Genomic DNA, 25,491 nt, shown 5'->3' with positions numbered 1-25,491 from the left:
GATGCGACACGCCGCTTGGCTTCGCCTGCCGGTCGTCGCGGCGCCTCGGTGGTCTCGAGCCTGACACCACCACGGGGCGGTCGACGCCCATCGAGTCGTAGAGCAAGGCCAGGGTGACGTCGAGGGTCTGTTCGGTGATGGCCGATGGGTCGACAAGGCGGTTGACGCCGAGGCCGTTGAACAGCGCTAAGGAGATCTCGGCCAGTTCGCGGGTCGGGTAGTTGCCTTTCACGCCGACGGCCGCGTACTCGTGTTCGATCAACTCTTGGACCAGCTGGCGTGACCGTTCGGCGGTCGCGGCCAGCTTGGCTTGCGCCTCGGGGTTTCGTCTCGCGTAGAGGACGAACTCGAGGTAGAGCGCGCTCCAGGTGTCGTCCCAGAACGTGGACTGGATGCTGCCCATCAGGTCGCGGATGCGGGGGAGTTGTTGAGTCTTGTCGTGGGGGCCGAAATCGAGGACCTCGGCCACGATGGCGTACTGGCGCTGGATCCGCTCGTCGAGCAGCGCCAGGAACAGGTCGTCTTTGCTCTTGAAGTTGGAATACACCGCCCCCTTGCTGAAGCCCGCAGCCGTTGCCACCTCCTTGAGGGTGGAGCCGTGGAACCCGTTGCGGGCAAAGACGATGCCGGCCGCGTCGAGGAGGTGGTGACGGGTCATGGCCCGCCGACGATCGGCGGTGAGCGGCTCGAACGTCACACCAAAACCCCCTTGCCATACCCACCGTCATGCGTGATACTCCAGCGTATGCAACCTACGCAACGGAATTTCACAAGCCCGAGGGTAGCCGACGGGGACCATGCAGCCGTGAAGGCCTGGCTGACCCGGCGTGAGGCCTGGGGGGACCGCCTGCGAGAGCTCGAGATGGGCCGCACCCCGCCGCCGGCGACCGGCCCCAAGGTCTGTGGGCTTGGCCGTCGGCAGCGCGGAGGCGGGCGCCGCGGCGGTGCCGTGACGTGACCGACGTCGCGCCCGGGTTCGATCCGTTCGTGCTGCCCGACACCATCCAGCTCGGGGCGGTGGAGGATCCCTACCCGCATCTGGCCGTGGCTCGGCGCCGGGGACCGGTGCAGGTCGGATGGCCACTGCCCGTCGACCCGGGCAGCGCTGATGAGGGCGCCGACCCTTGGTTCAGCGTGCTCGGCCACGACGAGGTGGTCACCGTGCTGCGGGACCAGGAGACCTTCTCCTCGAAGATCCTCGGCGATCTCATGGGGCCGATGCTGGCGCAGACGCTGACCGCGTTGGACGAGCCCGAGCATCGTGCTCATCGAGCGCTCGTGGCGCCGACGTTCCGACCCAAGCTTCTGGCCCGCTGGGAGCAGGGGCTGGTCCGCCGGGTCGTCGACGAGCTCATCGACGCATTCGCCGGGTCCGGCTCGACTGACCTGGTTCGAAGCCTGACCTTCGCGTTCCCAGTACGGGTGATCGCTCGCATCCTCGGACTTCCGGAGCGCGATTCTCAGCAGTTTCAGCGCTGGTCGATCGATCTCCTCAGCATCCTGGTCGATTGGGACCGGGGGGTCGCGGCCTCAGACGCGCTCCGTGCCTACTTCGCCGATCGAGTGGCAGAACGCCGCATCAGCCCACGCGACGATCTCATCAGTGAGCTCATCGCGAGCGAGGTCGACGGGCACCGGCTGACCGACGATGACATCTTCGCCTTCCTGATCTTGCTGCTCCCGGCCGGCGTCGAGACCACGTACCGGTCACTGGGCAACCTGTTGCTCGCGCTGCTCACGCACCCGGAGCAGCTCGACGAGGCCATCGAGACCCTCGAGCTGCGCCCGGCTGCGATCGAGGAAGGACTCCGCTGGGAGACGCCGGTGGTGACGGTGGTCCGCCAGTGTGTGCGCGACACCGAGCTGGCGGGCCTCGAGATACCGGCGGGTCGAGGGCTGAACGTGTTCCTCGGGTCGGCGAATCGCGACGAGCGGCACTACCAAGACCCCGATCGCTTCGACATCCATCGCGCCCCAGCTCCGCACGTGTCCTTTGGGTCCGGGCCGCACATGTGTCTCGGCATGCACCTCGCCCGTATGGAGACCCGCGTCGCCCTCGACGCGATCCTCGAGCGGCTCCACGACCTGCGCCTCGATCCCGACGCCCCGCGCCCCAAGATCGTGGGCAGCCTCTTCCGGTCACCGGACGCGCTCCCGGTCCTGTTCAGGGCGTGATCGAGCTCGGATCGTGGCGGGGCTCATGACCGGCGGGGGCGGGCACCCAGACCACCCCGACGAGCTTCGGGCAGGCCCGACGAATCGCGAGGTGGCGCTGAAGGTCGAGGGGCTGTCCAAGTCCTACGGGTCGACGCTCGCTCTCGACGGCGTGGACCTGGCCGTGCAGCCCGGCGTCATCCTCGGCCTCTTGGGCCCCAACGGCGCTGGCAAGACCTCGCTGGTCTCGATCGTCGCCGGCCTCCGCCGACCGGACGCCGGCACGGTCCACGTCGGCGGCGTCGACGCCGTCCGGCACCCCCAGCGGGCCCAGCAGCTGATCGGCTACGCACCCCAGGAAACTGGCGTGTACCTGCCCCTCACGGTGCGAGACAACCTGCGCTTCTTCGCCGGGCTCGCCGGCCTGCGCGGCCGGCAGCTCCGCGACCGGATCGACGCCGTCGCCACAGCCTTGGGGTTGGACGAGCTGTTCGACCGGCGCGCGTTGGAGCTCTCGGGTGGGGAGCGTCGACGGCTGCACACGGCGATCGCGCTCGTGCACCGCCCCCAGCTGGTGCTCCTCGACGAGCCCACCACGGGCGCCGACGTCCGCACCCGCGGCGAGATCCTGCGACTGGTCCGCAGCCTCGCCGACGACGGCTCTGCGGTCGTCTACTCGACCCACTACCTCCAGGAAATCGAGGAGCTCGACGCGTACGTCACCTTCATCGATCGCGGCCGCATCGTGGCCCGGGGCCGACTCGACGAGCTGGTTCGCCGCCACGGGTCAAGCGCGCTCCAGCTCAGCTTCGACGGCCACGTCCCCGAAGGGGTGCGCGTCGAGGGGGCCGTCGTCGACGGTCCCACGGTACGGATCCCGGCGGAGGATCCCGCCCGCGCGGCCGCGCAGATCCTGTCCCGCCTCGGTCCCGAGAGCGCCGAGCTCCGGGCCATCGAGGTCATCCGCCCCAGCCTCGAGACCGTGTTCCTCAGCGTCACGGGTCGTCGCTACGACGAGCACGCCGCCGTGCCCGTCCCATGATCTCGCCGCGACGCCTCGGCGTCATCCTGGCCCACGAGCTGCGCCTCGCGAGCCGAGACCCGCTCCCAGTCATGGTGCTCGTCGTGTTCCCGGTCGTGACCATGGCCTTCCTCAAGCCGGCCTTCCGCCCCGCGCTCGTCCAGGCCGGACATCCCCACGCCAACGGCGCCGAGCAGGTCGTACCCGGCCAGGCCGCCCTCAGCGCCTTCTTCCTCGTTTCCCTCGTGAGCTTCGCGTTCTTCTCCGAGCACTTCTGGGCCACCTGGGACCGACTTCGGGCCAGCCAGGCCACCTCGCTGGAGATCGTCCTCGGCAAGGCCCTGCCGCGGCTGGCAATCGGCATCACCCAGTTCATCGTGATCTTCGCCGCCGGCGTCGTCCTCTTCGGCCTCCACATTCGCGGCGACGTCGCCGCCCTCGTCCCACTGGTGGCGGCCTTCTCGATCTGTCTCGTGCTCCTCGGTGTCGCGGTGACGGCGCTGTGCCGCACCGCTCAACAAGCCAACGCGTTCGGGATCGTGGGCATGGTCCTCTTCGGCGCCATCGGGGGCGCGCTCGTGCCGCTCAACGTCCTTCCGGGCTGGGCCCGCACCATCGCTCCCGTCACCCCCACCTACTGGGCCATGCGTGGCTTCCGGTCCGTCATCCTCGACGCCCAAGGCCTGAACGGCGTTGCGATGCCCATCGCGGTGCTTCTCGCCATGACCCTGCTCTTTGCGGTCGTCGCCCTGCGGCGGCTCCGCTTCGACGAAACCAAAATCGGATGGGCCTGACCACCAGCTCCGCCGCACCCCGACGGACGGTTGATGACGGATCGGTCGAGCCCGCACGTGCTCGTGCCAGCGAACGTCCGAGCGGCACGGGGCCATGAGCGCCGGTGACGCGCCCGAGGGCGTCGCACGAACGGCGCTGGGCATGGCGCTGGTTCGCGCCGAGGAGAGCCGCCGCCCCGATCGGCTCTTCGATGATCCCTACGCGGCCGCCTTCGTCGCCGCGGCTCCGGATGCATTCGCCGAGCACGAGGCCGCCGACGACGCGGAAGCACTTGCCGCCCTGGGGGAGGCCTTCGCCTTCAACGCCACCATTCGAACGCGTTTCTACGACGACTACCTGCTCAGCGCCACCCGGGTCGGCTGCCGACAGGTCGGGCTGCTCGCCGCGGGGCTTGACAGCCGCGCGTTTCGATTGCCCTGGCCGCCAGGAGTACGGACCTTCGAGGTGGACCTGCCGGAGGTGTTCGCGTTCAAAGCGCGCGTCTTGGCCCAACACCACGCCGAGCCGCGCTGTCAGCGGGTGGTCGTGGCGGCCGACCTGAGCCAGGACTGGGCCGCCCGGCTGAACGGGGCCAACTTCGACGCCACGGCGGCGACGGCGTGGCTCATCGAGGGTCTGCTCGCTTACCTCACGCCGGATCAGGCCGACCGGCTCCTCGGGACGCTTGGGGAGCTCTCGGCGCCCGACACCCAGCTGGCCTTCGAGCAAGGCTCAGGCCTCAGTCCGGCGCTGCTCCAGCGAGCCCAGACCATCCCCAGCATGGCCCGCTACACCTCGCTGTTTCGCGGCGGCCTGGGCCGAGACGAAGTCGGCTGGCTGGAGCGCCACGGTTGGCGCGCCACGGCCCACGACCGCTTCGCGCTGGCCGCCACCTACCGGCGAACCCCTCCCAGTGGCACCGGCGGCGGATACGTCACCGCGGTGCGGAGGGGCGAGGCGCGCCGGAGCGGCACTTCGAAACGGTCGGCGGTGAGCCGGGCTAGCGATTGCTCCCGGTAGGTGGCGGCGGTCCTCCGTATCCCGGGCCCCGCTCGGTACCGGCGCGCCCGTGTCTTGGGGACCGACGAGGTCGGCCAGCCAGGCCGGTCGGCGACCGCTCGGCCGTCGTTGCCTCGGGCCGCACGATCTCGGTCGTGTCAACCTGGCAGGTCGGCTCGGCGTCTGGTGTCGGGATGATTCCGAAGGTCCGCGATGTGCCCGGAGGCGCGGTGGGGGAGGTGGGGGAGCGGGAGGCCTGGGCCGCCGACGAGGGTGCCCTGGTGACGGTGTTTCGCCGGGACGGCCCGGCCCTGGTGGGGCTGGCCAGGCTGCTCCTCGACGATGCGGCGCGGGCCGAAGAGGTGGTGCAGGAGGCGTTTGTGCGGACCTACGCACGCTGGGACCGGGTCCGGGACCGGGAGGACCCCCTTCCGTACGTGCGCCGTGCAGTGGTGAATTTGGCCCGTAGCGGGTTGCGCCGCCGCCGCGTCGAGCGCAGAACGCGCTTTGCGGGTGCGGAGGAGGATGTGCCCTCGGCTGAGGTGACGGCGGCAGCACGAGCCCGCCAGCGCGAGCTCGCGGACGCAATCATGACCCTGCCGCGACGACAACGCGAATGCGTGGTGCTGCGGTTCTTCGCGGACTGCTCGTTGCGCGAGATTGCCAAGACGCTGGGCGTCTCCGATGGAGCGGTCAAGCAGCACCTGCACCGCGCCCTCGTTTCGCTGGAGCTGCAGGTCGACCGATCGGATGAGTGCACATGATGAGTCTTGAGGAGCGACTTCCCGAAGCGCTGCGTCAGGCAGTCGGTTCGCTGCCAGCCGAGCTACACGATTGGGATGCCGTGTCTGCGCACGCGCGACAACGACGAAGACGGCGCCGACGGACGCGCCAAGGCGTCGGGGTACTGGTGCCGCTGGTGGCCGTGCTGATCGGTGTCAGCTTCGCCGTGCGAAGCCAGGACACCCGGCCGGCGGTCACCGCGAGCCAAAGGCCCCCGGGCTCGGTCGTCGCGGTGATGGGGAGTCGTCTGGTGGTCCTCGCAGCGTCCGACGGTCGCGTTGAACGCACCCTGCTGTGGTCACCCGCCGGACGAACCCTCGGAGGGATCGCGGTCAGCTCGAAGACCAAGCGCATCTACTACACGCTGGGTCAGGGGTGCGGGCCGCCACCAGAGATTTGGGAGATCCCCATCAGCGGCGGCACACCACATCGCGTCGCTTCCATCGGCGCGGCACCCGCGATCAGCCCAGACGGACGCTTCCTCGCCTACTCGAGCACCTACACCCCTGGTAGCCGTTGCCCCACCCTCGACACCCTCGCGGTACGGGACCTGCGGACAACCAGGGAGCAGCGCGCCCAGCTCGCGCCGCGACCCTTCGCAGTCAGCGCGGCCTCCTGGTGGCCAGACTCGCGTCGCATCGAGGTCACGGCCGGCTCAGACTTCGAGACCGTACGCGTCGAAGCCGACGGGCTCCGAGTCCTGACGACCATCCGCCTGCCCGGCAACGGCTACGTCTTCCTGCCCAGCGGCGAGGCCGCCACCGCGATTCCGGGCGCGACGACCAGCCGACTCGTGGCCTTTGATCCCACGACCGGCGCCCAGCAGCGGGCCCTCGCGGAGTTGAACCTGCCCCTGGTACTCCTTGGCGGCAACCCGGCCGGGACCTCGTTTCTGCTCAGCACGCTCCCGACGGAGACGTCGGGAAGTCCGAACCTCTACCGGGTCGACCTCGGCAACCCCCAGCCCTTCAAGCTCGCCTCCAACACGGGCACCGCGGCCTGGGTTCCACCAACCCACTAGCCGATTGCCTGAGACGCAGGTGGATCGCAATGGCGACCGAGGTGACACCGCACTGACGAGCACGACGCTCGGCTTCAAAGGCACGGTTGAAGGTCCGACAATGAGGTGTATCTGGCCGTTGGGCTCGATGGCGATGCGCTCGCCTGGCGATGCTCAAGAACTTGGCTGGCGCGGGGTGAAACCTCGGGCCTGGCTGGTGCGTGTGTAGGAGTGCCGGCGGCTGCTGGAGGCTGGTTGGCATGGAGGCGCCCGAGGACCTGGCCCGGCTCTGTCGGGCTGAGTGGCCGCGGCTGGTGGGCGCGCTGAGTCTGTGGACTGGAGACCGCGGAGTGGCCGAGGAGTTGGCCCAAGAGACGCTCATTCGGGTGTGTCAGCGCTGGTCAAAGGTGCGAACGCTCGACCAGCCCGGTGGGTGGGCGCATCGGGTGGCACTGAACCTGGCGCGCTCGTGGGCCCGCCGCCAACGAGTGGCCCGACGCGCACAGGCTCGGCTGGAGCACGGTCATCCCGCGCTCGACGCACCGGATACGGGTGAGGTGCTGGCTGTGCGGGCGGCACTCGGGCGCCTGCCGGAGCGGCAGCGGGCGGCGGTGGTGTTGCGGTACCTCTTGGATCTGTCGGTCCACGACACGGCGGCGGTCTTGGGCTGTGGGCCCAATACCGTCAAGACCCTGTGTCTTCGCGCCCGGCGGTCGCTCCAACGGATGGGGCTGGGCGAGGGGTTGTCAGCGGAGGCCAGCGATGCCCGCTGAGCTGCGTGAGGCGTTGCGTCGCGCCGCTGACGCTCCGAGTCGCACGCTCGACATCGAGCACGTGTGGGTCGCGGGCCGCCGTCGTCGCCGGCGCGGCCTGACACTTCGAATCGGCGTCGCCACCGTCCTCGCAGCAGCCACGGCAGGCGCGGTGCTGGTGTTCGTCCCCGGCGGACGTCACACGCCGAGCGTGTCAGCGCCGGCGACGAGAACCTCGCGCCGAGGCTGGGTCACCTACCGGGATCGGGCAGCTGGGTTCTCGATCCAAGCCCCGAGCGACTGGCGGGGTCTCGCGCTCCGACGTTCGGCGTATCCGGCGCTGCCGTTCGATCAGGTCTTCAGGCTGAGCTTCCGTCCGCCTCATCCACAACGGCGCGTGTTGCCACCCTGCTATCAGCCCGAGCGGGCCTCCATCGTCATCAACGAGTTCGTGCAGCCGCCCAGCCCACCGACCCGTCCGATCCCCATCCCGGGCCCCGCGCGCTTCGACGCCACGCTGGGCAGCGGCCTGCAACCCGACCGCGTGTCCATCAACGGATGCCCCGCGGCGAACGCCGGCGTGTTCCAACAGATCAACGTCACCGAGCACGCTCGCTCCTACGACCTGTTGCTGCGCTTCACGAGCGACGCCCCACCCGCCGCCCGCACCGAGGCCTACCAGATCCTCGACAGCCTCAAGATCGCCGCCACCGTCGAGTGCCCGAGCGCGAGGCAGCCCCTCGCCGGCGTGCCCGACGTGCTGCCGACGCGCGGCCAAACCGACTACGCCCGCGTGGTCCAGGTCGCGAAGGCTCAGGGCCGCCGCATTCGACGCCAATTCCCGGGCATCATCAGCCTCACCGTGGAACCGCGAAACGGCCAGGTTTGGGACCGTCGTGGCCGCGCCATCGTCACCACCCAGGTCGCGGACTATTGGCTCGTAGCTCGGATACACAGCCAGAGCCAGTGCCCCGGCACCCCCTGGACCTGGAACGGGATCCCCTTGCGCTTCCTCATCCAACAGCCCACCTGACGAACGTGGGCTGCAGGGTCGGTTCGCAAGGCCGATTGCCCCAGAAGTGCGGCGCCGACGGTTAGGCGCTCACGCCCCGGAGTGGACGGCTCAGCGAGTCAGTTGGCGAGCAAGGTGGCGGGATCGGGCCAGGCGTATCGGAGCCCGACCGCGGTGCCCCCACCCGGGAACGGGCCCGCGAGCTCACGTCCGACGCAGGTGCCACCGCGTGCCCGGTAGAAGGCCTGGGCGGCCTGGTTCTGCTCGAGGACCCACAGGTACAGGCCCGATGACGGGCGGCGCCGGATCAGCTCTCGAGCGGTCTCGGCCATGAGCCGGCTGCCGATCCCGTTGCGCTTTCGGTCGTTGGTCACGTGGAGATTGTCGAGCAGGGCGCCCCAGGCTGGATCGTCGTCGAGGATGGTGTGGGCGAAGCCGACCACGGCCGTGTCGGCCTCGGCGACGATCGTGTACTGGTCGCGCAAAGACCGCTTCAGGCGGTCGTTCCACACCGTCAGCCGCTCGGTGAACACATCGCCGTCCAGGAAGGCGTCCCGGTACGCACCGCGGTAGTTGCGCTGCCAGCTGTCGGCATGCAGGGCGGCGATGGCCTCGACATCCGGCGCATCGGCCCCTCGATACTTCACCGCCGACGTTCTATACGTCTCAGCGCTGGGGAGCCCCGCCATTTTCTGAAGCGAGCCTGCGTCACCACGACGCGCTTCCCAGCGCGCGAGAACTCGATGCCAGCAAGCCCCGGGGTTCCACCTCCACCGCCCGCACCCCCCGACGAGATCATCACCGCCCTCAAACGACGTCGGCGGCAGCGCCGCCACGGCCCGGACCCGAGCCGCCTCGTCCCAGCGCACAGCGTGACGAGCCGCGGGCTCGACGTCCCCGCCGGTCAATGAGACGTCGAACCCGGCATCGGCTTGACCTGGGGTGCTGGACCTTGGCCGCGCCCGGACACTGTGGCAGCGTCGGGTCATCCGCGGCCGGTGCGGGTGGCGGAATAGGGGGGCGGGTCGACACGCCCGAGGGGGAAGGAGCTCATGATGGGCGCGAACGGAGAGCTGGTCAGGGGGGCATACGCGGCGTTTGGTCGGGGGGATATCCCGGCGATCGTCGAGTTGCTCGACGGCGAGGTGGAGTGGTCGTCACCGGCGACGCTTCCTCAGGGCGGCACGTTTCATGGCCGAGATGGGGTGGTCAAGTTCTTTGAGGGTGTGGGCGGGTCTTGGGAGACGCTGTCGATCGAGACGGAGGTCGTCGACGAGCTCGGTGCGAATCGCGTGATCGGAGTCGTCCGAGGCTCCGGGACCCTGCGTGGTGGTTCGGCGGCTCACTACGGGGCGGTTCATGTATTTGACCTTCGCGACGGAAAAATTGTGCGCTTCCGGGAGTTTGTCGACACCAATAACGCCATCAGCGCTTAGCGGGCGAGGAGCTGGGCGTCGATCGATGCCCAGCCAGTGCCGGGCATCTGATCCGCGGCTTGCGCACACCGTGCCTCGCTGCACTGGACGGGGGGGATTGGAATGGATGAGTCGAGCTGGGCGCGTTGGGGCGCAGCCAGCGGGTTGCTGTTCGTGGCCACGGTGTTGGCATATGTGTTCGTGACGCCGAAGGCGCCGCATTTTGATGCCTCGCCGACCCGGGTCGCGGCCTACTACCTGGCGCACCGATCGGCGCTGACGACCTCGGGGGTCCTGGTGGTCTTTTCGGCCGGGGTCGTGTTCGTCTGGTTCCTCGCCCATCTGCGCTCCGTGCTGCGGCGCGCCGAAGGCGGGGATGACACCCTCGCACCGATCGTGTTCGGCGCCGGCATCACACTCGCGGCGGTGTCGGTCGTCTCGGTGGTGCCGAACCAAGTCCTTGCGTTTCGAGCCGCCCGGGCCGGCGACGCGGGCGTGATTTCAGCCTTCTATGAGATGAACCATCTGTTTGGCGGCTTCCGGGCCATCACATTGGGCCTGTTCGTCTTGGCCGCCTCGCTGGCCATGATCCGGGGCGAGCTCGTCGCTCCGTGGCTGGGATGGGCTGGGCTCGCCGTGGTGGCCGTGAACTGGGTGTCGGGCGTGCAACGCTTCTACGGTCGCGGCTACGGGTCTGGTTGGGCCACTCTGACACTTGTTGCGCTGCTGGTGTTCACCGCGTGGATTCTGGCCACCAGCATCGCCATGCTCGCGGGTCCCAAAGCCAGGCGAATCGTTGCTCGGTCATGAGCAGCTGAACGTTCGTCGCCAGCCCACCCAGCTGCGTCGCACCACCACCGGCCTCCTCGACGACAGCCTCGGCGAGCTCGTTTCCACGACCTGCGCGCCGATGGCGGCTGAGTGGTGGGTAGCGTCGTTGGAATGATGCGGCTTGGTCGCGAGCTGGATGCGGCCCGGGCGCGGGTTGTGGAGCGTGGCCTCACCGCTGAGGCGGTCGGCCAGCTCACTTCGGTGGTGGCGGGCCTGTCGCTGGAGGCTCTGGCGGCGGTGAAGCAACAGCTGAAGCGCTTCTTTTCGGATCAGCCGTGGACCCAGGACGACGACGAGGCCCTCGCCGATGCCGTGGGGCCCGGCGCGGGCGACGGACGCCACGAACTCGCGCCCGGGCTGACGCTGGCCTGGGGCTGGGAGGAGGACCGGTTCCGGCTGCGGGTCCAAGGCGACAGCCCCACTGGGCCGGAGCGTGACGACCCCTCGGGCAGCAAGCTGAGCCAGACCTTCGACGGGCCGGTCGTCCCCGAGGCGACTCCCAGCCCGCGCACGATTCGGTTTGGGACTCCGCCCCTGCACAGCGGGCCAAGCCGCTCCTACGATTCGGCCACCGCCGCAGCCGCCGATCCGCACGTGGCCCGGATCTTCGCGGACTTCGAGGCGGTGACGAACGTGCTCGTCGGTCCCGCCTTCGTTGCGGTGACCATCTCGCGTCCTGACCGCTGGGAGACCCTGCTCGGGCCCATCCTGCGCGCCGTCACCGACGAGTTCATCCGCGACGACCCTGGCTCGCCAGCCGGGCCTGAGCCGCCGGTGACCCGCTCGGTGGACGTCGGTTCCCAGGATCAAGCACCCCCCGGGTCGCGGCGGCTCGAGCGCGCCTGGGCCGAGCTCGGGACCCTGCGCGCCGAGCAAGCCGTTGACCTCGAACGCATCCTGGAGGCGTCGCGCGACGCCCCGCCGGCCCGTCGACAAGTCGCCGCCGCGCTCCTGGCCGACGCCCCACCGGAGGCCGCAGCCCCGGCATGGCAGCGCCTGCTCGGGGACCCGAGCCGCATGGTGCGACGCAGCGTGCTCGACGCCGTCACCGGCGCCAGCCGCCAGGAGTTGCGCCCGCTCCTCGAGCAGGCCCTCGACGACACCGACGCCTGGGTCCGCTGGAAAGCCCTCCGGGGCATCGCCGCACTCGGTGCCCAACTGAGCCGGACTGCGGTCGAGGCCCACGCCACGGACCCCGACTTTCGCGTCCGCCTCGAAGCCGCGCAGGTGATCGCCAGCCTTTGAAGTCCTCACGCAGACCAGCAGGCCGTCATGGTGATCACGGCGAGCCGCGCAGGAAGTCCGGAAGGTAAGAGCAGTCCCTCCCCCGGAAGGTACGAGACCTCGTTCCGCCGCTCGAGCCCCTGTTGACGATGCGTGCGCCGCGTCCGCTATTCGTCCGTCGGTTGGTGGGGATCGTCCAACGTCAGGCCGAGCTCGTCGAGTTCGACCTGATCCAGCTCGAGTTCCTCGTCCTCGGCTTGCTCGTCCTCGTCGGCTGCGCCGGGATCCAGGAGCTCGCTCAGGTCGTCCTGTTCGACGCGTTGCTCGCCTCTCGAGGGCGTGCGGTGCCGCTCCTCGGGCGGTGAATCTGGAGTCTGTCCGTTTTCCGTCGGCATGCTCATTGGTGCCTCCGAGGCGTCAAGTGTCCTGAGGTAGCGGTCATGACGGGGTGGCCTCACAGTGGCCAGCCTTCAGCCGGTTGTGAACCGGAGCGAAGCATCGTTCGCCCATTCGATCTTGACTTGTCCGCGCTCGGCGTCGATCCTCCGGTTTGTCAGATGTTGGTCTCATCGGGCGGGACCTGCGGTAGCGCGGGTGCCCCACCGTGCCCGTCGGGCACGAGGTCATGGCAGCCGAGCGTGTACGACGCCATGGAGAGTGACCCCATCGCGTAGCCCTCGATGAGGAGGTCTGCGGTCTGGTTCGCGGCCGACGCCAGGCCGGCTAAGTACAGCAGCGGGATGAAATGGTCCGGCGTCGGCGCTGCCATCGCGAAGTCGTCGTGGTGCTGGAGCGACCCAAGCTCTGAAGGTGCACCGGTCACGATCGCCGCGGCGACCTCGTCGAATCCCCGAGCCCAGTCGAACCCCGTGTCGGGTTGGTTCCAGTCGATACGGCCCAGGTTGTGCACGACGTTCCCGCTCCCCATGATCAGCACACCCCGTTCCCGCAACGGCGCAAGCGCAGCGCCGAGCTCGAGGTGGTAGTCGAATGGTTTTGTCGCGTTGATCGAGAGCTGCACGACCGGGATGTCGGCAGCCGGGAAGGCGTGCACGAGCACCGACCAGGTGCCGTGGTCGAGGCCCCAGCTGTCCGTGTCGATCCCGACCCAGGTGGGCCGCACGAGCTCCGCGACCTCTTCGGCGAGTTCTGGGTCGCCCGGCGCCGGGTATTCGACCGCGAACAGCTCGTCGGGGAAGCCGTAGAAGTCGTGGATCGTCTTCGGCCAGAGCATCGCCGTGACTGCGGACGCATTGATGTACCAGTGCGCCGACACCACCAGGATCGCCCGCGGCCGCGGCACCTCGGCACCGAACACGCGCCAGGCGTCGGTGTAACGGTTGCGATCCAGAGCATTCATCGGCGTGCCATGACCGAAGAACGCCGCGGGGACGAGAGTCGTCGCTCGCACGCTACGACTGCTCGCTCGCAACGCGGCAATGGAAACCGCCCGGTTGAACTCCAGCGGAATCGAGCAGTCCCAACGTCCACGCTCCTCGTCGACAGGATGGAGGGCTGCCAGCCCAGCATCCCACGCCGGGCCAGGGTCTCAATCACGTTCCGAACGCAGACCGTCAAGGGGTTCGACAGGAACCTGGGCTACACCAGGTTGACCAAGGTGACCGCGGTTCGGAGACAACTGGAGGCCTCAGATCGGCTCGCCCCCTAGCAGAAGGGTGACGTCGATGTTGTCTCGGGTGGCGTTGGAATATGGGCACGCCTGATGCGCTTCTCGGACGAGTTCTGCGGACGTCTCCCGATCCGCGACTGACGGCACCGCCACGTCGAGCGTGACGGCGAGGGTGAAGCCTCCGTCGCCGGTCGGCAACAGGCTCACCGCCGACTCGATCGTGACCTCACCCGCGTGCAGATGGCGGCGGCGAGCGACGACACCGAGGGCACTTTCGAAACACGCCGCGTACCCGACCGCGAACAACTCCTCGGGGTTCGTCCCACCACCGACGCCCCCCATCTCCTTGGGTATGCGCAGGTCCACGTCCAGCTCGCCGTCGGTGCTACGACCGTGCCCGTCGCGCCCGCCGGTGACGTGCGCGTGTGCGGTGTAGAGAACGTCGGGCATCCGATGCTCCTTTCGGTGCCCCGATCGGGCGGCGATGGCAGGGGTCACGGCAACACCTACAGGCGACCACACCGGTGGCAAGCAAGTCCTCAGTAGTCCCTACTGAATGCCGAGTCGGGGCGCCATCGAACGGCCTCTCCACCTGCCACTCTGCGACCCAGCCGTGCCCGATCACGTTCGCTGTGAATCCGCGGAGGCGTTCTCGGTGCCCAAGGGGAGAGCGAGTTCGCCTCGGTACACTCGCTCGTCGTGGACCGTTGGCCGCTGGTCGGCCGGCGCAAGGAGCTCGAGCAGTTGACCGGCGCGGTCGTCGCCGAGCGGGGGGCTGTCATAACCGGCGCGGCCGGAGTCGGCAAGACGACCCTCGCGATGTCGTGTCTGCAACTGGCCGAAGAGCGAGGGATGGCGCTGGCCCGCACGACCGCGACCCGGGCGTCACAGGGTTTGCCCTTCGGGGCGTTGGCGTCGATTCTCCCGCCCGACCCTGGCGCTCTTTCCCGGGAGGATCACGGTGAGCTGCTTCGACGCTATGTCCGGGCCGTGGTCCAAGCAGCCGAGGGGCGTCCGCTCTTGGTGTTCGTCGATGACGCCCACCTCCTCGACAACGGGTCGGCCACCCTCCTGCACCAACTGGCCCTGACCCGGGCGGCCACGGTCCTCGCCACCGTGCGCACCGGTGAGGCGGCGCCGGACCCGGTCGTCGCCCTCTGGAAGGACGGTCTGGCCGAACGAATCGAGGTGGGCGTCTTGGACGACGCCGCGATCGAGGAGCTGCTGGGTTCGGTGCTGGGCGGGCCGCTGGACGCAGCATCGGCGCGTCAGCTGGTCGGTCACTGCCAGGGCAATCCGCTGTTCCTGCGGGAGCTGGTGACCGGGGCGCTCGAGACCGGCGCGCTCCTCGAGGAGGTGGTCGGCATCTGGCGTCTTCGCGGCCCGTTGGAGCCCACGGCTCGCCTGGTCGAATTGGTCGCGCTCCGTCTGGGTGACCTGCCCGACCCCGAGCGGGCCGTGCTCGAATTGCTCACCTTGTGCGAGCCGCTCGAGCAGGGAGAGCTGGCCCAGTTGGCCGATCCGCCGGCCGTCGAGACCCTCGAGCGCAAGGGCCTGATCACGAGTCGTATCGACGGTCAGCGGGTCCAGGTCTGGCTCGCCCATCCCGTCTACGGAGACGTCATGCGAGTCGGCATCAGCGCGCTGCGCGAGCGAACCCTGGCCCGGTCATTGGCCGATGTCATCGAGGCAGCCGGTGGAGCGCGCCGAGAGGACACATTGCTGCTGGCCTCGTTGCGGCTCGTCGGTGGTGGTGGCGACGCCGAGCTCCTCGTGGCCGGGGCCATCGCCGCCCGCGCCCGCCACGACCATCCGCTCGCCGAACGACTGGCCCGCGCCGCCATGGCAGAACGGGGCGGCTTCGCAGCTCGCTTTGTGGCCGCCGAGGCGGCCCACTCCCAGGGCCGGGCCGAACAGGCCGACCACGAGCTGGCCGCCCTCGCTGCCGACGCGGCGAGCGACGCCGAGCGGGCCCGTGTCGCCTTGCTCCGCTTCGACAACACGTTTCTCTTTGGTGGGCGAGCCGACTTTCGACTGCTCGACGACGTGGCCGACGCCATCACCGATCCGTTCTGGCGAGACGAGCTGCTCTCCCGGCGTTTTTTCGTCATGAGCTTGAACAGTGGGCCGCGTGCCACGGTGGAGGCCGCATCGACCCTGTTCCAGCGGCCCGCCTCTGAACCGCTCAGCGCCGCGCACGCGACGCTGAGCTACAGCTTGGTCCGGCTCGGGCGCCTCGAGGACGCCATCCGGCTGGTCACTCCACCCCCGGCCCGCAGCGACATACCAGCGACCGACGAGCCGTGGGACCAGTGGGCCCTGTTCTCGACCCGCGTTCAGGCGCTGGTCTTCGCCGGCCGTCTCGACGAAGCCGAAGCGCTCCTCACCGGTTCCTATCGTCAGGTCGTCGATCAACCGGCGTCCGAAGCGAGAGCCTTCGTCACCCAAGCGTTGGCCGTGCTGCACCTCGAAGAAGGCCGTGTCGAGAGCGCGTTTCGCCGGGCCGCCGAGTCCTACGGCCTGTTCCACGAGCTCGCGCACATCTACGCCGCCCGGTGGTCTTACATCTCTGCCGCGCAGGCACTCGCCGTTGCCGGACAGGCCGACCGGGCTGCCGAGACGCTCGCCGCGCTCGACGCGCTCGGCCTCCCGATGGTTTTGAACAACGAGACCGACCTTCTCCAGGCCCGGGCCTGGACGGCAGCAGCCGCCGGCGACCTCCCGGGCGCCTGGGAGTCGCTCGAAGCGGCAGCCGACCTCGGCGACGAGGTCGGCGACCTCATCGGGGCCGCCAGCGCCCTGCACGGCCTGGCCCGCCTCGGCCGGGCCCGCCACGTCGCCGCCCGCCTCGCCGCCCTGGCCGACGAAATCGGCGGTGATCTCGTCGCCGCCCGAGCCGCCTACGCCAATGCACTTGCAGCCCGAGACGGCGAGGCCATCGACACCGTGGCCCGAGCGTTCGAGGATCTCGGCGCGAACCTCTACGCCGCGGAGGCCCAAGCCGAAGCCGCCGTGGTTCTCCGCCGCTCGGGTGCGACCCGCGAGGCCACCGCCGCCGAACGCAGAGCAGCGCGACTCCTGGCCCGCTGCGAACGGGCCGCCACGCCGGCGGTCCAAACAGTCGCGGCCCGCGTGCACCTCACACCCGGCGAACTGGATGCCGCGATACAGGCTGCGGCAGGTCGGGCCAACAAGCAGATTGCCAGCGAGATGCATCTCTCGGTTCGGACCGTCGAGAGCCATCTCCAGCGGGTCTACGAGAAGCTCGGAGTCTCCGGGCGCCGTGAGCTCGCCGATGCGCTGCGTGATCAACCGAACGCCTGACCGTCGGACCGGCCCTCCGGCCGGTTGCTCAGGCGCGTAGCGTCGACATCAGTCCTCGTCACGCTTCGCGGCGCGCCGAGGTCTTGAGACGCTGAGCCGTCCCCCGGTCGGGGACGCCAGTTCCGGCAGCCCTCCCTGGGAAATCAGTAGGGACTACTGAGGACCGATCGCCCCCATTGTGGTCGCCTACCGGTATCTGGCCGGGAGAAGCGTGTTGATCGGGAGGTCCGAGGATGGCTGACACAGCGTGGCGCAGGTCCGGTGGAATGAGCACCCTGGGTGCCCCTGACATCACCGTCCTGATCCTGGACGAGCACGAGGAGTTCCGACGCCAGTTTGTCGCGCTGTGGGACCCGCGCCCCGCTGGGGACGCAAGGGCGGTCGCCGAGGTGTGGCAGCCGCTCGCCGATCTGCTGGAGGTCCACGCGAGCGCCGAAGAGGAGATCCTCTACCCGGTGCTGCTGAGGCGCGGCAGCGAGGAGGCACCCGAGGAGACCGACGACGCCATCGGTGACCACAACCAGATCCGCGATGCGATCCGGGCTGCGGCCGGCGCCGAGCCGGGCAGCAATACCTGGTGGGAGGCCGTCCTGGCCTGCCGCAAGGCGAACGACGAGCACCTCGCGGAGGAGGAGCGGGAGGTCATCCCCGATTTCCGCGAGCACAGCGACCAGGAGTTGCGCGACCAGCTGGGGGTGCGGTGGGTCGCGTTCCACGCCGAGCACCTGGGCGCTCGCGGCGTGTCCGGAGACGACATCGACCCCGGCGAGTACGTCGCCGAGAACTCGTGACTCAGCCCCGACGGTCCCGCCGACCGAACCGCGGGGCGACGACGAACGGGCACCGGAACTTGCTTCGGACCGCAGCTAGAGCGGTCGGTCTCGAAGAGCTCGTCGCACCGCTCGACGTCTTCGACGAGCTCACCCGCTGGGCGCTCGGCCTGCCCTGGACGATTGAGCTGCCCCCCATCGCCAGCGACTCGACCGTGCGTCGCTTCGCGGTGGACTGCCCGCCGCTTGCCTGCCGAGCCGTCTGGCTGTTGGTCGGCAGCTTCGACGATCCGGCGCTCCCAGAGGAGATCCACGTCGTGCTCCCAGCAGCGATGGCGAGCCTGGCCGAGGCCGTCGGCTGGGCCGCCCCGGCCGCCGACACCAGCGACGGTCGTGAACTTGTCGGGGTGAGCACGCCCAGAACCGGTACCGAGCTGCGAGGACTCCAGGCAGTCCTCGACGTGGCGTACCAATCCGCATTCCCACCGCTCGACCCCCTGCTGCCCGGTTGAGCTCAATCTCGACACCGAACCGGGAGGGCCATGAATGAGACGGCACCGATCCGGGCACCGGCCGGGCTCGACCACGGCAACGCTCGAACCCAATTCGGCCCAACCGGCCCTGCTAGCTGCGCGCAGAAACCCACGTGTCCGTCAATCGTCAGAGGCCAACATGTATGACTACGACTTGAATGACCCGTTGGGCGTTCATGCGGCGCTCGACGCGTTACCCGAAGAGAGATGGGACGAATTCTTCGACGACTGGCTCGTGATCACCGAACAAGCAGAATTCGACGTCGCGAAGGTCACTCCGATTGTGCTCCGACTCGCCCGTGAGCGCGCAGACCAGCATGGCACGGGGGATTCGCTTGTCGTCGCGTGGCGGAGCGTCAGCCGGAGTCTGCTTCGCTACCTCGCTGCAACCGGCGCTCTTCCCACGCCCAGTCCAGTTGGGTGGATGGCCAGTAGCCGATGAGCTAAGGCCGTGTATTGCACGGTCGGTTTGCTCGACTGCCGCAGTGGGCTTATCGCGCCACGGCCGTCGCCGCCGGCTTCCACTCGATCGGCGACGGAGCGACCGGCTTCGAGCACTATGTCGACTGGTCGTACATCACCGACGACAAAATCTTGAACCCCGACTACCCCGAATCGCTCGTGTACCGGGTACACGGGGGCACCAAGACCCTCGAGGCCGCGATGTACATGTTGCGTCCCGGGTCGACGCTCGACGATGTCCCGGATATCGGATGCCCGCTGACGCAGTGGCACATCCACGACAATCTGTGCTTCACCGCCGATCAGCTGGCCCCCAGGGTCGCCGATCTGACGGACGCCAACAGCAACTGTCGCTCACCCCTCGTGAAGCAACCGCCGGTCCCGATGATCCACGTCTGGATCGTCCCGCAGGTCTGTGGACCGTTCGCAGCCCTCAAAGGCATCGGCGGCGGACAGATCAAGCCCGGCGAGCAGCGTCTCTGCGACAAAGTCCACAGCAACACGCTCTAGCCCTGTCCGCATTGATCGTGTGCGGTGTCAAGACTCGGATCGGGGCCTTGACCTGCCGTTTCTTGCTGGCTCGTGAAAGACCGGGTCATCGCCGCTCGAGGCCGGGTGCAGAACCTCATGAGCCGCAGGAGTCTCAGAATTCACAGCTGGACCTGCGGCTCGTCCTGCGAACTCGCAGGTCAGGGTTGTGATCGAGTTTTGACACCCCACGGGGTGATATCCCCACCGCTCTTCGTCGATCGACCTCGCTGGTCAGCCGCCGGTTATACGACCGCCGCTCCGTACGCGCTCCCGAAAACGGCAATCCGCCGTGGGGTCTGATCCGTATGGCAAGGGGATGGCGGGGCAGGGCCCCGCGACCGGAACAGGGGAGGCTCCAGTGACTGCAATCCGACGTGTCCTCGCTCTCGCTGTGGTCACGGGCGCTGCGGTGCTCGTGCCGACGACGTTGGGTGGCGCGATCCAGAACCCGACAACGGGTCAGCCAGGCACAACGGCCGGCTTCAACTGCGGCACCGTTACGGCGCCGGTTGAGCCCGGAAACGCCGCGAACTCACCCGGCTCAGCCTTCAACGAGTCCGGCTCGGGCATCGCCGGCATGCACTTCGCCGGAAACGGACCGGCGTCCATAGCTCACGCCGGAAGCACCGCGGCAGTCTCCCAATACGACACCGCCTGCCGACGACTCAGCTCTTAGCAGTCATCAAGCCACACCGGGCGTCGAGACCTGAGTTGGTGACGCGCGCCTGACCACCCCACAGGGCGAACGCCTAAGGCCCTCGCCGAGCTTCCTCAACGGTCAGCTCTGCGGCCGGATCGGCCCGGAGACGGTCATCGGGGATCTCGAGCCCACTGCGAATGGAGCGGCCGAAGGTCCCCGCGTCGAGCCGCGCTTCTGCCCGACGGATTGCTTCCAGGCGCTCGGTCAGGGTGGCCGCTACCGCGTCGTCGACCTGCTCCGCGACCAGCGACTCGGCTGGGTCCGCGATGTCCACCCCCTGCTCGTCGGCCTCCGACCGCTCGTCTTGTCCCGTTGCGACGGTCGCGTCGAGGAGTCGCTGCACCCGAGCTCGTTCGGCACGGAGCAGCTCTCGGGCTTCTGCGTCGTCCATCGGTACCTCCCGAAGCGTGGCATCGATCACATGTTGGGTGTCGGGTCCCTCATCGAACGGCGCACAGCGAGGCCCGGATGGAGTTCCGAAACGGCGTTCCAGGATGGGCGGGAATCAACTGGTATCGAGATCGATGCGCACCGTCAGGAGATTCGTGGCCATCGCGCTGGAGGCGCGCAAGCAGAGCGCACGGGCGGGGTTTCCACGACCCAAGACACGCTGGCGCTCACGCGGATCGTCGTGGTCCAGAATGTGCGCCGTTCCACTGCGCCATTGGGTCCACAACCCGTGGCGCACCTTGATGCGGACACGAGGATTGACCTCGACGTTTCGGACGTAGTCGGCGTGGCGTCCGCGCTGAGCGACCAGCCAGAACGTCTCGCCCTCGAGGCCGTCGCACACGGGCGTTCGGCGCGCCTGTCCCGTCCGCCGCCCCGTCGTCTCCAGGAGGGCGTCGCCAGGCGGCCCGAGTCCCAGCCGCCAAGCGAGCCTGACGAGCGGGTTGACCACCGACTTCTGAAGCGGGTGGAGGACCGGACGCCTGGCCGCTGACCCGGTCACGTCAAGCCGTGTCCGTCCGGGCCGCCACACGAGGACGCCGCCAAACCACGGCGAAAGGGTGGCACGACGGACCGACCACCGCAACGACGCACCCCACACGACGCCGCGATCACCCAACGCCCAGCCGAAGAACCGAACCGGAGCTCTCCACTTGAGATCAGCACTTGTATTCCCTGGCCAGCGCGTCAGAACCCGAGCGGTTCATTCACCAAGATTGCGGTGATCCGGCCGGGGGCGATCGCCTTGTTGATGACGAGGACGTTATTCACTCCGCTGGGAACGCCGTAGGCCTGCCTGGCCCGCCGATCCTCAAGAGGAAAGCAGTACTCGTAGATGCGTCGCAGTCCTGTGTTGAAATCGGGAACGATTTTCTGCGCGCCGACGACGAGTATCACGTGACCCGCTCCGGACGCGAGCGGAGCGAGCTGGCTCCCGCTCGCGGACGCGACAAGAAGTGACCCCTCCTCCGTCAGAGCGTGGACGCTCCCGACGACCCAATCGGGCGAAGCGGACAGCTGCCGCATCTCACGAGCCTGCATTTCGCGATCCATCTGGTAGAGACGGGGGCGAAGCGGCTGATACTGCCCGGATCGTTCGATGTCCTCGGCGACACCGATGACTTCGAGCGTGCGGGAGGTGTTGTTGTAGACCTCCGCTCCCACCGGGAGGATGGACCGCACAGCCCTTCTCGCCTCTTCGGCGGAGTCGACCACAGTGCAAGTGATTCCGTTGCGTTCGAGGGCGCCGGCCACAGTGCGGATTTGCATCTTTGAGGCCGTTCGAGCGAACTCCGCCTGAGCCTCCTTGCTGGGACCCGCCACCGCCGGCTCTCCGGGTAGGTCGGTCGTCGGTGAGGGATCCATGTCATTCACCGCCAAGTTCAGCGAGGCGCTGGTGGACCAACGCAACCGCCATGGACCCCTCGCCGATGGCAGCCGCGCAGCGCTTGATCGATCCACTCCGGACGTCGCCAGCGGCGAACAGCCCGGGCAGGTTCGTTTCGAGAGGTAAGGGTTGACGAGACAGCGGCCACCCGTCGAGCGCGCCAGCTGATGAGGTGAGGTCGGCCCCAGTGCGCGTGAATCCGGCGCCGTCGAGAGCAAGTCCGACGGCAGCCGCGCCTTGGGTACGCGGCACCCCTCCGATGCACACGAACAGTGAGTCGGCGGGCAATCGACCAACGGTGGCTCCTGACGAAACCATGAGTGCTCGCAGGCGAGAATCCGATTCGAGACCGACCACTTCCGTGTTTGTCCGAACCTCGACGTTTCCCAGTTCTTTCACCTGGCTGATCAGATACTGGGACATCGATGCCTCAAGCGAGCGACCCCGGACCAGCAAGGTCACATGCGCGGCGTAGCGCGAGAACCGGACGACCGCCTGGCCAGCGGAGTTCCCTCCCCCGACAATGGCCACTCGGCACCCGCTACAGGTGACCGCCTCGCTCGGGCCGGCGCCGTAGTACACACCGGAACCCAAGAGTTCATCGATGCCCGGAACCTCAAGACGACGCCAGTCGACACCGCTTGCTACGAGCATGGCCCGTGATGGCACGGCTGTACCGTCGGAAAGGTGGGCGACATAACCTGGGCCGTCCCTGGTGACGTGCGCGAGCCGCCGAGCGAGAAGAACTTCGGCCCCAAATCTCTTCGCCTGTGCGGTTGCCCGCGTTGCCAACTCGCTTCCGCTGATCCCTTGTGGGAATCCGAGATAGTTCTCGATCATGGAAGTCGTCCCGGCCTGACCTCCAGGCGCCACGGCCTCGATGGCCACGGCGCGCAAACCCTCAGATGCGGCATACACGGCGGCTGCCAGCCCGGCTGGACCGGCGCCCACGATCGTCAGGTCGTACTCCGACAGCGACGGAGCCGACACCATCCCCAGTCCTGCCGCTACACCTTCCAGCGTGGCCGGGGCGAGCCGCATTCCGTCGGGGAGGACGCAGACAGGTAGCTGATCCGCATCTCTCTCCCCTGCAGGCAACAACGCTGCGACCCGTGCCGCGTCGTCCACGTCGACCCACTCATAGGGGACGCCATTACGGCTGAGAAAATCACGGATGCTGTAACCGACGGAGGACGCCCGGTGCCCCACCAGTACAACCTGAGGGGTGACGGGCCTCGCGTCGTAGTCCATCATCGACATGACGCTCGGACCCCCTTCACGTCGTCAGGCTCGCACATCCACAGGCCGACGCGCGCTGCCCCCGTCACTTCAGCCCTCGCTGGTCACCGAGTCGGCTCTCGGTCGCCTGCCGAATCCAAGACCGCTTCGCTTCGGGGCATGGTGTCTACGAGTTGAGGTCCGAGGCTCGGTCCAGTCCAGGATTAGCTCGGGTTCTTCACATCTTTGGCGAGGAATGCTGACTGGGAGGTCCCGTCTGTCATCCAGAACGGGTTCGGCTCGACGCGCCCGACGACGGACCGGGCTGTGGAACCTGCGGCGCCGCTCAGGTCAATGCCTGGTCCCAGGCCACCCGGCGTCGCCCCCGCAAACGACACGGGGCCCGGGCCGAGCTCGCGCCCAAACGCCCAGATCAGCCAATTGACTGGTATTTGGCGCCCCGCCGGTTGGGTGGCTCGGGCCTGGGGTCCGGATGTGGTCCTTCAGGAGAGCTGCGGGCCGGACGAGATACCGGGGGACCCATGGGAGCTCGCATGCGATCACCGAGCAGGACCAGGAGATCCGGGTTTCGTTGGGGTGAGCGGGTCACGGGCCGGTTCTTCGGGTTCTATGAGGTAACCGATTCCCGGGCTGCGGTGGCGATCATCGCGGCCCTCCTCGGTTTCTCCTGGGGCCTGGCCCGATTGGTTGGTGGTGCCGGTGCCGTGGCGCCGCTGTGGTTCTTCATCCCGATCGTCTTGGCGGCGGTGCGTTTCGGCCCGCCGGGGGCGTTCATCGCCGGTGCCGCCTCGGTGGTGTTGGCCGGGCCGCTGCTGCCGGCCACGACTCATCCCATGACCGCACAGCCGCTGAGCGACTGGGGCACCCGGGGTGGCTTCTTCATCCTGATCGGGGTGTTCTTCGCCCTCGCCTCCCGTCAACCCGAAGGCGCCCGTGCCCTCGCTCGGCGGGTCACGCGCTTGGACCGCGATCTTCGCCACGCCATGGCTCGCGGTGAACTCGAAGTGCACTACCAGGGCATCTTCGACATCGGAGGACGCCGCCGACGAGTGATTGGGGCTGAAGCGCTGCTGCGCTGGCGTCACCCCATCCACGGATACATCCCACCCGGCCGATTCGTCCCGATCGCTGAACACACCGGCCTGATCGACGAGCTCGGCGAACTTGTCCTCGCGGAGGTTTGCCAGCGGGTCGCCGCATGGTGCCAGTTGACCGACGGGCCCTTCGTCGCCACGGTCAACCTCTCGGCCCGCCAACTCGGCGACCCGGACCTGGCCCGGCGGGTGCAATGCTGCCTCGACACCGCCGGGATCGATCCGTCACAGCTGTGCTTCGAGATCACCGAGACCTCGGCGATGGCCGACATCAAGCTGACCCAACAACAACTCCAAGGCCTGCACGATCTCGGCGTACGACTCGCCATCGATGACTTCGGCACCGGATACTCATCTCTCGCCTACGTGCATCTCCTCCCCATCGACACCATCAAGATCGACCGGTCCTTCATCGAACGCATCACCCAAGAGACCAACGCCGCGGCCCTCGTCGCCAACGTCATCATGCTGGCCCACACACTGGGACATGAAGCCCTCGCCGAAGGCGTCGAGACCTCCGAACAACTGGCGCTCCTCAAGTCGATGCTCTGCGACCAGGCCCAAGGGTTCCATCTCCACCGGCCCGGCCCCCCCGACGAGATCACCACCGCCCTCAAACGCCAGCGCCGGCAGCGCCGCCAACGGCCTCGGGCCCAAACAGCCTCCTCCCAGCGCACGGCCTGAGAACCGCGGGCCAGGCGCCCACCGAAGCGACGAGGAAACCACACTCCGAGCCGAGCACCACGGACCGCCGAAGCGTTCCCGTTGACGAAGCCAGCCCGTGTTCAAAACTCGATCAGACCCTTGACCAGCAGGTTTGCTGGCTCGTGCAGGTCGACGAGACCCGGGCTGGGTCGACACCCGGGAATGCAGGCGCGACTCGGGTTTGTGACCACATTTGTGACCGCGTTCGTGACATGCCCCAGCCCAGGTGGGGCCTGTCACAAACCTCGTCCCACCAGGTCAGAGCCTCGGGGTTATCCACTCGACGAACGTCGGATAGCTGGTTCGCGAACGCCGAAGCCTCAAACCGCGAACGCCACAGGGTTGAGCCTCTGGCCGTTCCCGGATCGAGTTTTTGACACCCACAGCGTCGCCCGCGGGGCGCCCGGGGGTGGTTACACGTTTCTGATGCGCTGATCCCGGAACGCGAGACTCGTCGCGCCGACTGGGAGCTTGTCGAGCCCGCCCGCGACGACCTCGACCGGCGGCCCCTGCTCGGCCGCGATCGGCTCGAGGAACGCGAGGTCGAAGCCGTACACCTCGGCTGCCGTTCCGCCGAGCATCATTTGCACCTCGGCGCGGTCGAGCCCGGCGAACGTCTTGCAGAGCGCCTCCTCGGAGAACGGGAACGTGCCCTCCAGGTGCGGGTAGTCGCTTCCCCACATGATCTTCTCGGTGCCGAT

Annotated in this window: 27 protein-coding genes; 18 read left to right on the top strand and 9 right to left on the bottom strand. The window is 68.4% G+C overall.

The window, feature by feature from the left end:
* On the bottom strand, window positions 1-697 hold a 697-nt coding region (locus tag VG869_10505), incomplete at its 3' end, for a TetR/AcrR family transcriptional regulator (protein ID HEV3451627.1).
* A gap of 257 nt (window positions 698-954) precedes the next feature.
* Here VG869_10505 and VG869_10500 point away from each other — a divergent pair.
* The 8 genes from VG869_10500 to VG869_10465 all read left to right on the top strand — a co-directional run bounded on the left by VG869_10500 (window position 955) and on the right by VG869_10465 (window position 8,516).
* The gene (locus VG869_10500; GenBank protein HEV3451626.1) at window positions 955-2,175 is read left to right on the top strand and encodes a cytochrome P450; all 1,221 of its coding nucleotides are present in this window, start codon (window positions 955-957) and stop codon (window positions 2,173-2,175) included.
* A gap of 91 nt (window positions 2,176-2,266) precedes the next feature.
* Window positions 2,267-3,196, top strand: coding sequence for an ABC transporter ATP-binding protein (locus tag VG869_10495; GenBank protein ID HEV3451625.1), 930 nt, complete (start codon window positions 2,267-2,269; stop codon window positions 3,194-3,196).
* Complete coding sequence (locus VG869_10490; protein HEV3451624.1) at window positions 3,193-3,969, top strand: ABC transporter permease; 777 nt, start codon at window positions 3,193-3,195, stop codon at window positions 3,967-3,969. The genes VG869_10495 and VG869_10490 overlap by 4 nt, the downstream gene beginning before the upstream one ends.
* A gap of 94 nt (window positions 3,970-4,063) precedes the next feature.
* On the top strand, window positions 4,064-4,969 hold the full coding sequence (locus VG869_10485; GenBank protein ID HEV3451623.1) for an SAM-dependent methyltransferase: 906 nt from the start codon (window positions 4,064-4,066) through the stop codon (window positions 4,967-4,969).
* Window positions 4,970-5,103: 134 nt separating this feature from the next.
* A complete protein-coding gene (locus VG869_10480) occupies window positions 5,104-5,712 on the top strand; it encodes a SigE family RNA polymerase sigma factor (GenBank protein HEV3451622.1) in 609 nt (202 codons plus the stop codon).
* A 146-nt stretch (window positions 5,713-5,858) separates the two neighbouring features.
* The gene (locus VG869_10475) at window positions 5,859-6,752 is read left to right on the top strand and encodes a hypothetical protein (GenBank protein ID HEV3451621.1); all 894 of its coding nucleotides are present in this window, start codon (window positions 5,859-5,861) and stop codon (window positions 6,750-6,752) included.
* Between the two features lie 239 nt (window positions 6,753-6,991).
* Window positions 6,992-7,504: a sigma-70 family RNA polymerase sigma factor gene (locus VG869_10470; GenBank protein ID HEV3451620.1), complete on the top strand. Its 513-nt coding sequence runs from the start codon at window positions 6,992-6,994 to the stop codon at window positions 7,502-7,504.
* Complete coding sequence (locus tag VG869_10465) at window positions 7,494-8,516, top strand: hypothetical protein (GenBank protein HEV3451619.1); 1,023 nt, start codon at window positions 7,494-7,496, stop codon at window positions 8,514-8,516. Before VG869_10470 ends, VG869_10465 begins: the two co-directional genes overlap by 11 nt.
* A 98-nt stretch (window positions 8,517-8,614) precedes the next feature.
* Here the strand turns inward: VG869_10465 and VG869_10460 are convergent, their stop codons facing one another.
* Window positions 8,615-9,142, bottom strand: a complete 528-nt coding sequence (locus tag VG869_10460; protein ID HEV3451618.1) for a GNAT family N-acetyltransferase — start codon at window positions 9,140-9,142, stop codon at window positions 8,615-8,617.
* Window positions 9,143-9,550: 408 nt separating this feature from the next.
* On the opposite strand from VG869_10460, the gene VG869_10455 reads away from it, so the two are divergent.
* The 4 genes from VG869_10455 (at window position 9,551) to VG869_10440 (ending at window position 12,330) form a co-directional block, all read left to right on the top strand.
* Window positions 9,551-9,931 carry a nuclear transport factor 2 family protein gene (locus VG869_10455; GenBank protein ID HEV3451617.1) on the top strand — a complete coding sequence of 127 codons (381 nt, stop codon included), beginning with the start codon at window positions 9,551-9,553 and terminating at the stop codon, window positions 9,929-9,931.
* 102 nt (window positions 9,932-10,033) lie between these two features.
* On the top strand, window positions 10,034-10,720 hold the full coding sequence (locus VG869_10450; GenBank protein ID HEV3451616.1) for a hypothetical protein: 687 nt from the start codon (window positions 10,034-10,036) through the stop codon (window positions 10,718-10,720).
* 135 nt (window positions 10,721-10,855) lie between these two features.
* A complete protein-coding gene (locus tag VG869_10445; GenBank protein ID HEV3451615.1) occupies window positions 10,856-11,986 on the top strand; it encodes a HEAT repeat domain-containing protein in 1,131 nt (376 codons plus the stop codon).
* Between the two features lie 164 nt (window positions 11,987-12,150).
* Window positions 12,151-12,330: a hypothetical protein gene (locus VG869_10440; protein ID HEV3451614.1), complete on the top strand. Its 180-nt coding sequence runs from the start codon at window positions 12,151-12,153 to the stop codon at window positions 12,328-12,330.
* A gap of 188 nt (window positions 12,331-12,518) precedes the next feature.
* Here VG869_10440 and ygiD read toward each other — a convergent pair whose 3' ends face one another.
* Both ygiD and VG869_10430 read right to left on the bottom strand, forming a co-directional pair.
* Window positions 12,519-13,376 carry a 4,5-DOPA dioxygenase extradiol gene (ygiD, locus tag VG869_10435; GenBank protein HEV3451613.1) on the bottom strand — a complete coding sequence of 286 codons (858 nt, stop codon included), beginning with the start codon at window positions 13,374-13,376 and terminating at the stop codon, window positions 12,519-12,521.
* Between the two features lie 237 nt (window positions 13,377-13,613).
* Window positions 13,614-14,045, bottom strand: coding sequence for an organic hydroperoxide resistance protein (locus tag VG869_10430; GenBank protein ID HEV3451612.1), 432 nt, complete (start codon window positions 14,043-14,045; stop codon window positions 13,614-13,616).
* 249 nt (window positions 14,046-14,294) lie between these two features.
* Between VG869_10430 and VG869_10425 the strand changes: the two genes are divergently transcribed.
* The 5 genes from VG869_10425 to VG869_10405 all read left to right on the top strand — a co-directional run bounded on the left by VG869_10425 (window position 14,295) and on the right by VG869_10405 (window position 19,194).
* Window positions 14,295-16,919 (top strand): AAA family ATPase, encoded by a 2,625-nt coding sequence (locus VG869_10425; protein ID HEV3451611.1) that lies wholly within the window; start codon window positions 14,295-14,297, stop codon window positions 16,917-16,919.
* A gap of 266 nt (window positions 16,920-17,185) precedes the next feature.
* Window positions 17,186-17,710: a hemerythrin domain-containing protein gene (locus VG869_10420; GenBank protein HEV3451610.1), complete on the top strand. Its 525-nt coding sequence runs from the start codon at window positions 17,186-17,188 to the stop codon at window positions 17,708-17,710.
* A complete protein-coding gene (locus tag VG869_10415) occupies window positions 17,707-18,201 on the top strand; it encodes a hypothetical protein (protein HEV3451609.1) in 495 nt (164 codons plus the stop codon). Before VG869_10420 ends, VG869_10415 begins: the two co-directional genes overlap by 4 nt.
* 160 nt (window positions 18,202-18,361) lie before the next feature.
* Window positions 18,362-18,664, top strand: coding sequence for a hypothetical protein (locus tag VG869_10410; protein HEV3451608.1), 303 nt, complete (start codon window positions 18,362-18,364; stop codon window positions 18,662-18,664).
* A gap of 14 nt (window positions 18,665-18,678) precedes the next feature.
* Window positions 18,679-19,194, top strand: coding sequence for a hypothetical protein (locus tag VG869_10405; protein ID HEV3451607.1), 516 nt, complete (start codon window positions 18,679-18,681; stop codon window positions 19,192-19,194).
* Between the two features lie 770 nt (window positions 19,195-19,964).
* Here the strand turns inward: VG869_10405 and VG869_10400 are convergent.
* The 4 genes from VG869_10400 to VG869_10385 all read right to left on the bottom strand — a co-directional run bounded on the left by VG869_10400 (window position 19,965) and on the right by VG869_10385 (window position 23,006).
* Window positions 19,965-20,258 carry a hypothetical protein gene (locus VG869_10400; GenBank protein HEV3451606.1) on the bottom strand — a complete coding sequence of 98 codons (294 nt, stop codon included), beginning with the start codon at window positions 20,256-20,258 and terminating at the stop codon, window positions 19,965-19,967.
* A gap of 162 nt (window positions 20,259-20,420) precedes the next feature.
* Entirely contained in the window at window positions 20,421-20,816 is a 396-nt protein-coding gene (locus tag VG869_10395; protein ID HEV3451605.1) for a nitroreductase/quinone reductase family protein, read from the bottom strand.
* A 236-nt stretch (window positions 20,817-21,052) separates the two neighbouring features.
* Entirely contained in the window at window positions 21,053-21,730 is a 678-nt protein-coding gene (locus VG869_10390) for an LUD domain-containing protein (protein HEV3451604.1), read from the bottom strand.
* 1 nt (window position 21,731) lies between these two features.
* Window positions 21,732-23,006 carry an FAD-dependent oxidoreductase gene (locus VG869_10385; GenBank protein ID HEV3451603.1) on the bottom strand — a complete coding sequence of 425 codons (1,275 nt, stop codon included), beginning with the start codon at window positions 23,004-23,006 and terminating at the stop codon, window positions 21,732-21,734.
* 620 nt (window positions 23,007-23,626) lie between these two features.
* Between VG869_10385 and VG869_10380 the strand changes: the two genes are divergently transcribed.
* Complete coding sequence (locus VG869_10380; protein HEV3451602.1) at window positions 23,627-24,769, top strand: EAL domain-containing protein; 1,143 nt, start codon at window positions 23,627-23,629, stop codon at window positions 24,767-24,769.
* A 434-nt stretch (window positions 24,770-25,203) separates the two neighbouring features.
* On the opposite strand, the gene VG869_10375 is transcribed toward VG869_10380, so the two are convergent.
* On the bottom strand, window positions 25,204-25,491 hold a 288-nt coding region (locus tag VG869_10375; GenBank protein HEV3451601.1), incomplete at its 5' end, for an amidohydrolase family protein.

Source organism: Acidimicrobiia bacterium, assembly GCA_035948415.1.
GTDB lineage: Bacteria > Actinomycetota > Acidimicrobiia > IMCC26256 > PALSA-555 > PALSA-555.
The sequence above is the reverse complement of the archived record's forward strand: the minus strand, read 5'-3'. Positions and strand labels throughout refer to the sequence as shown.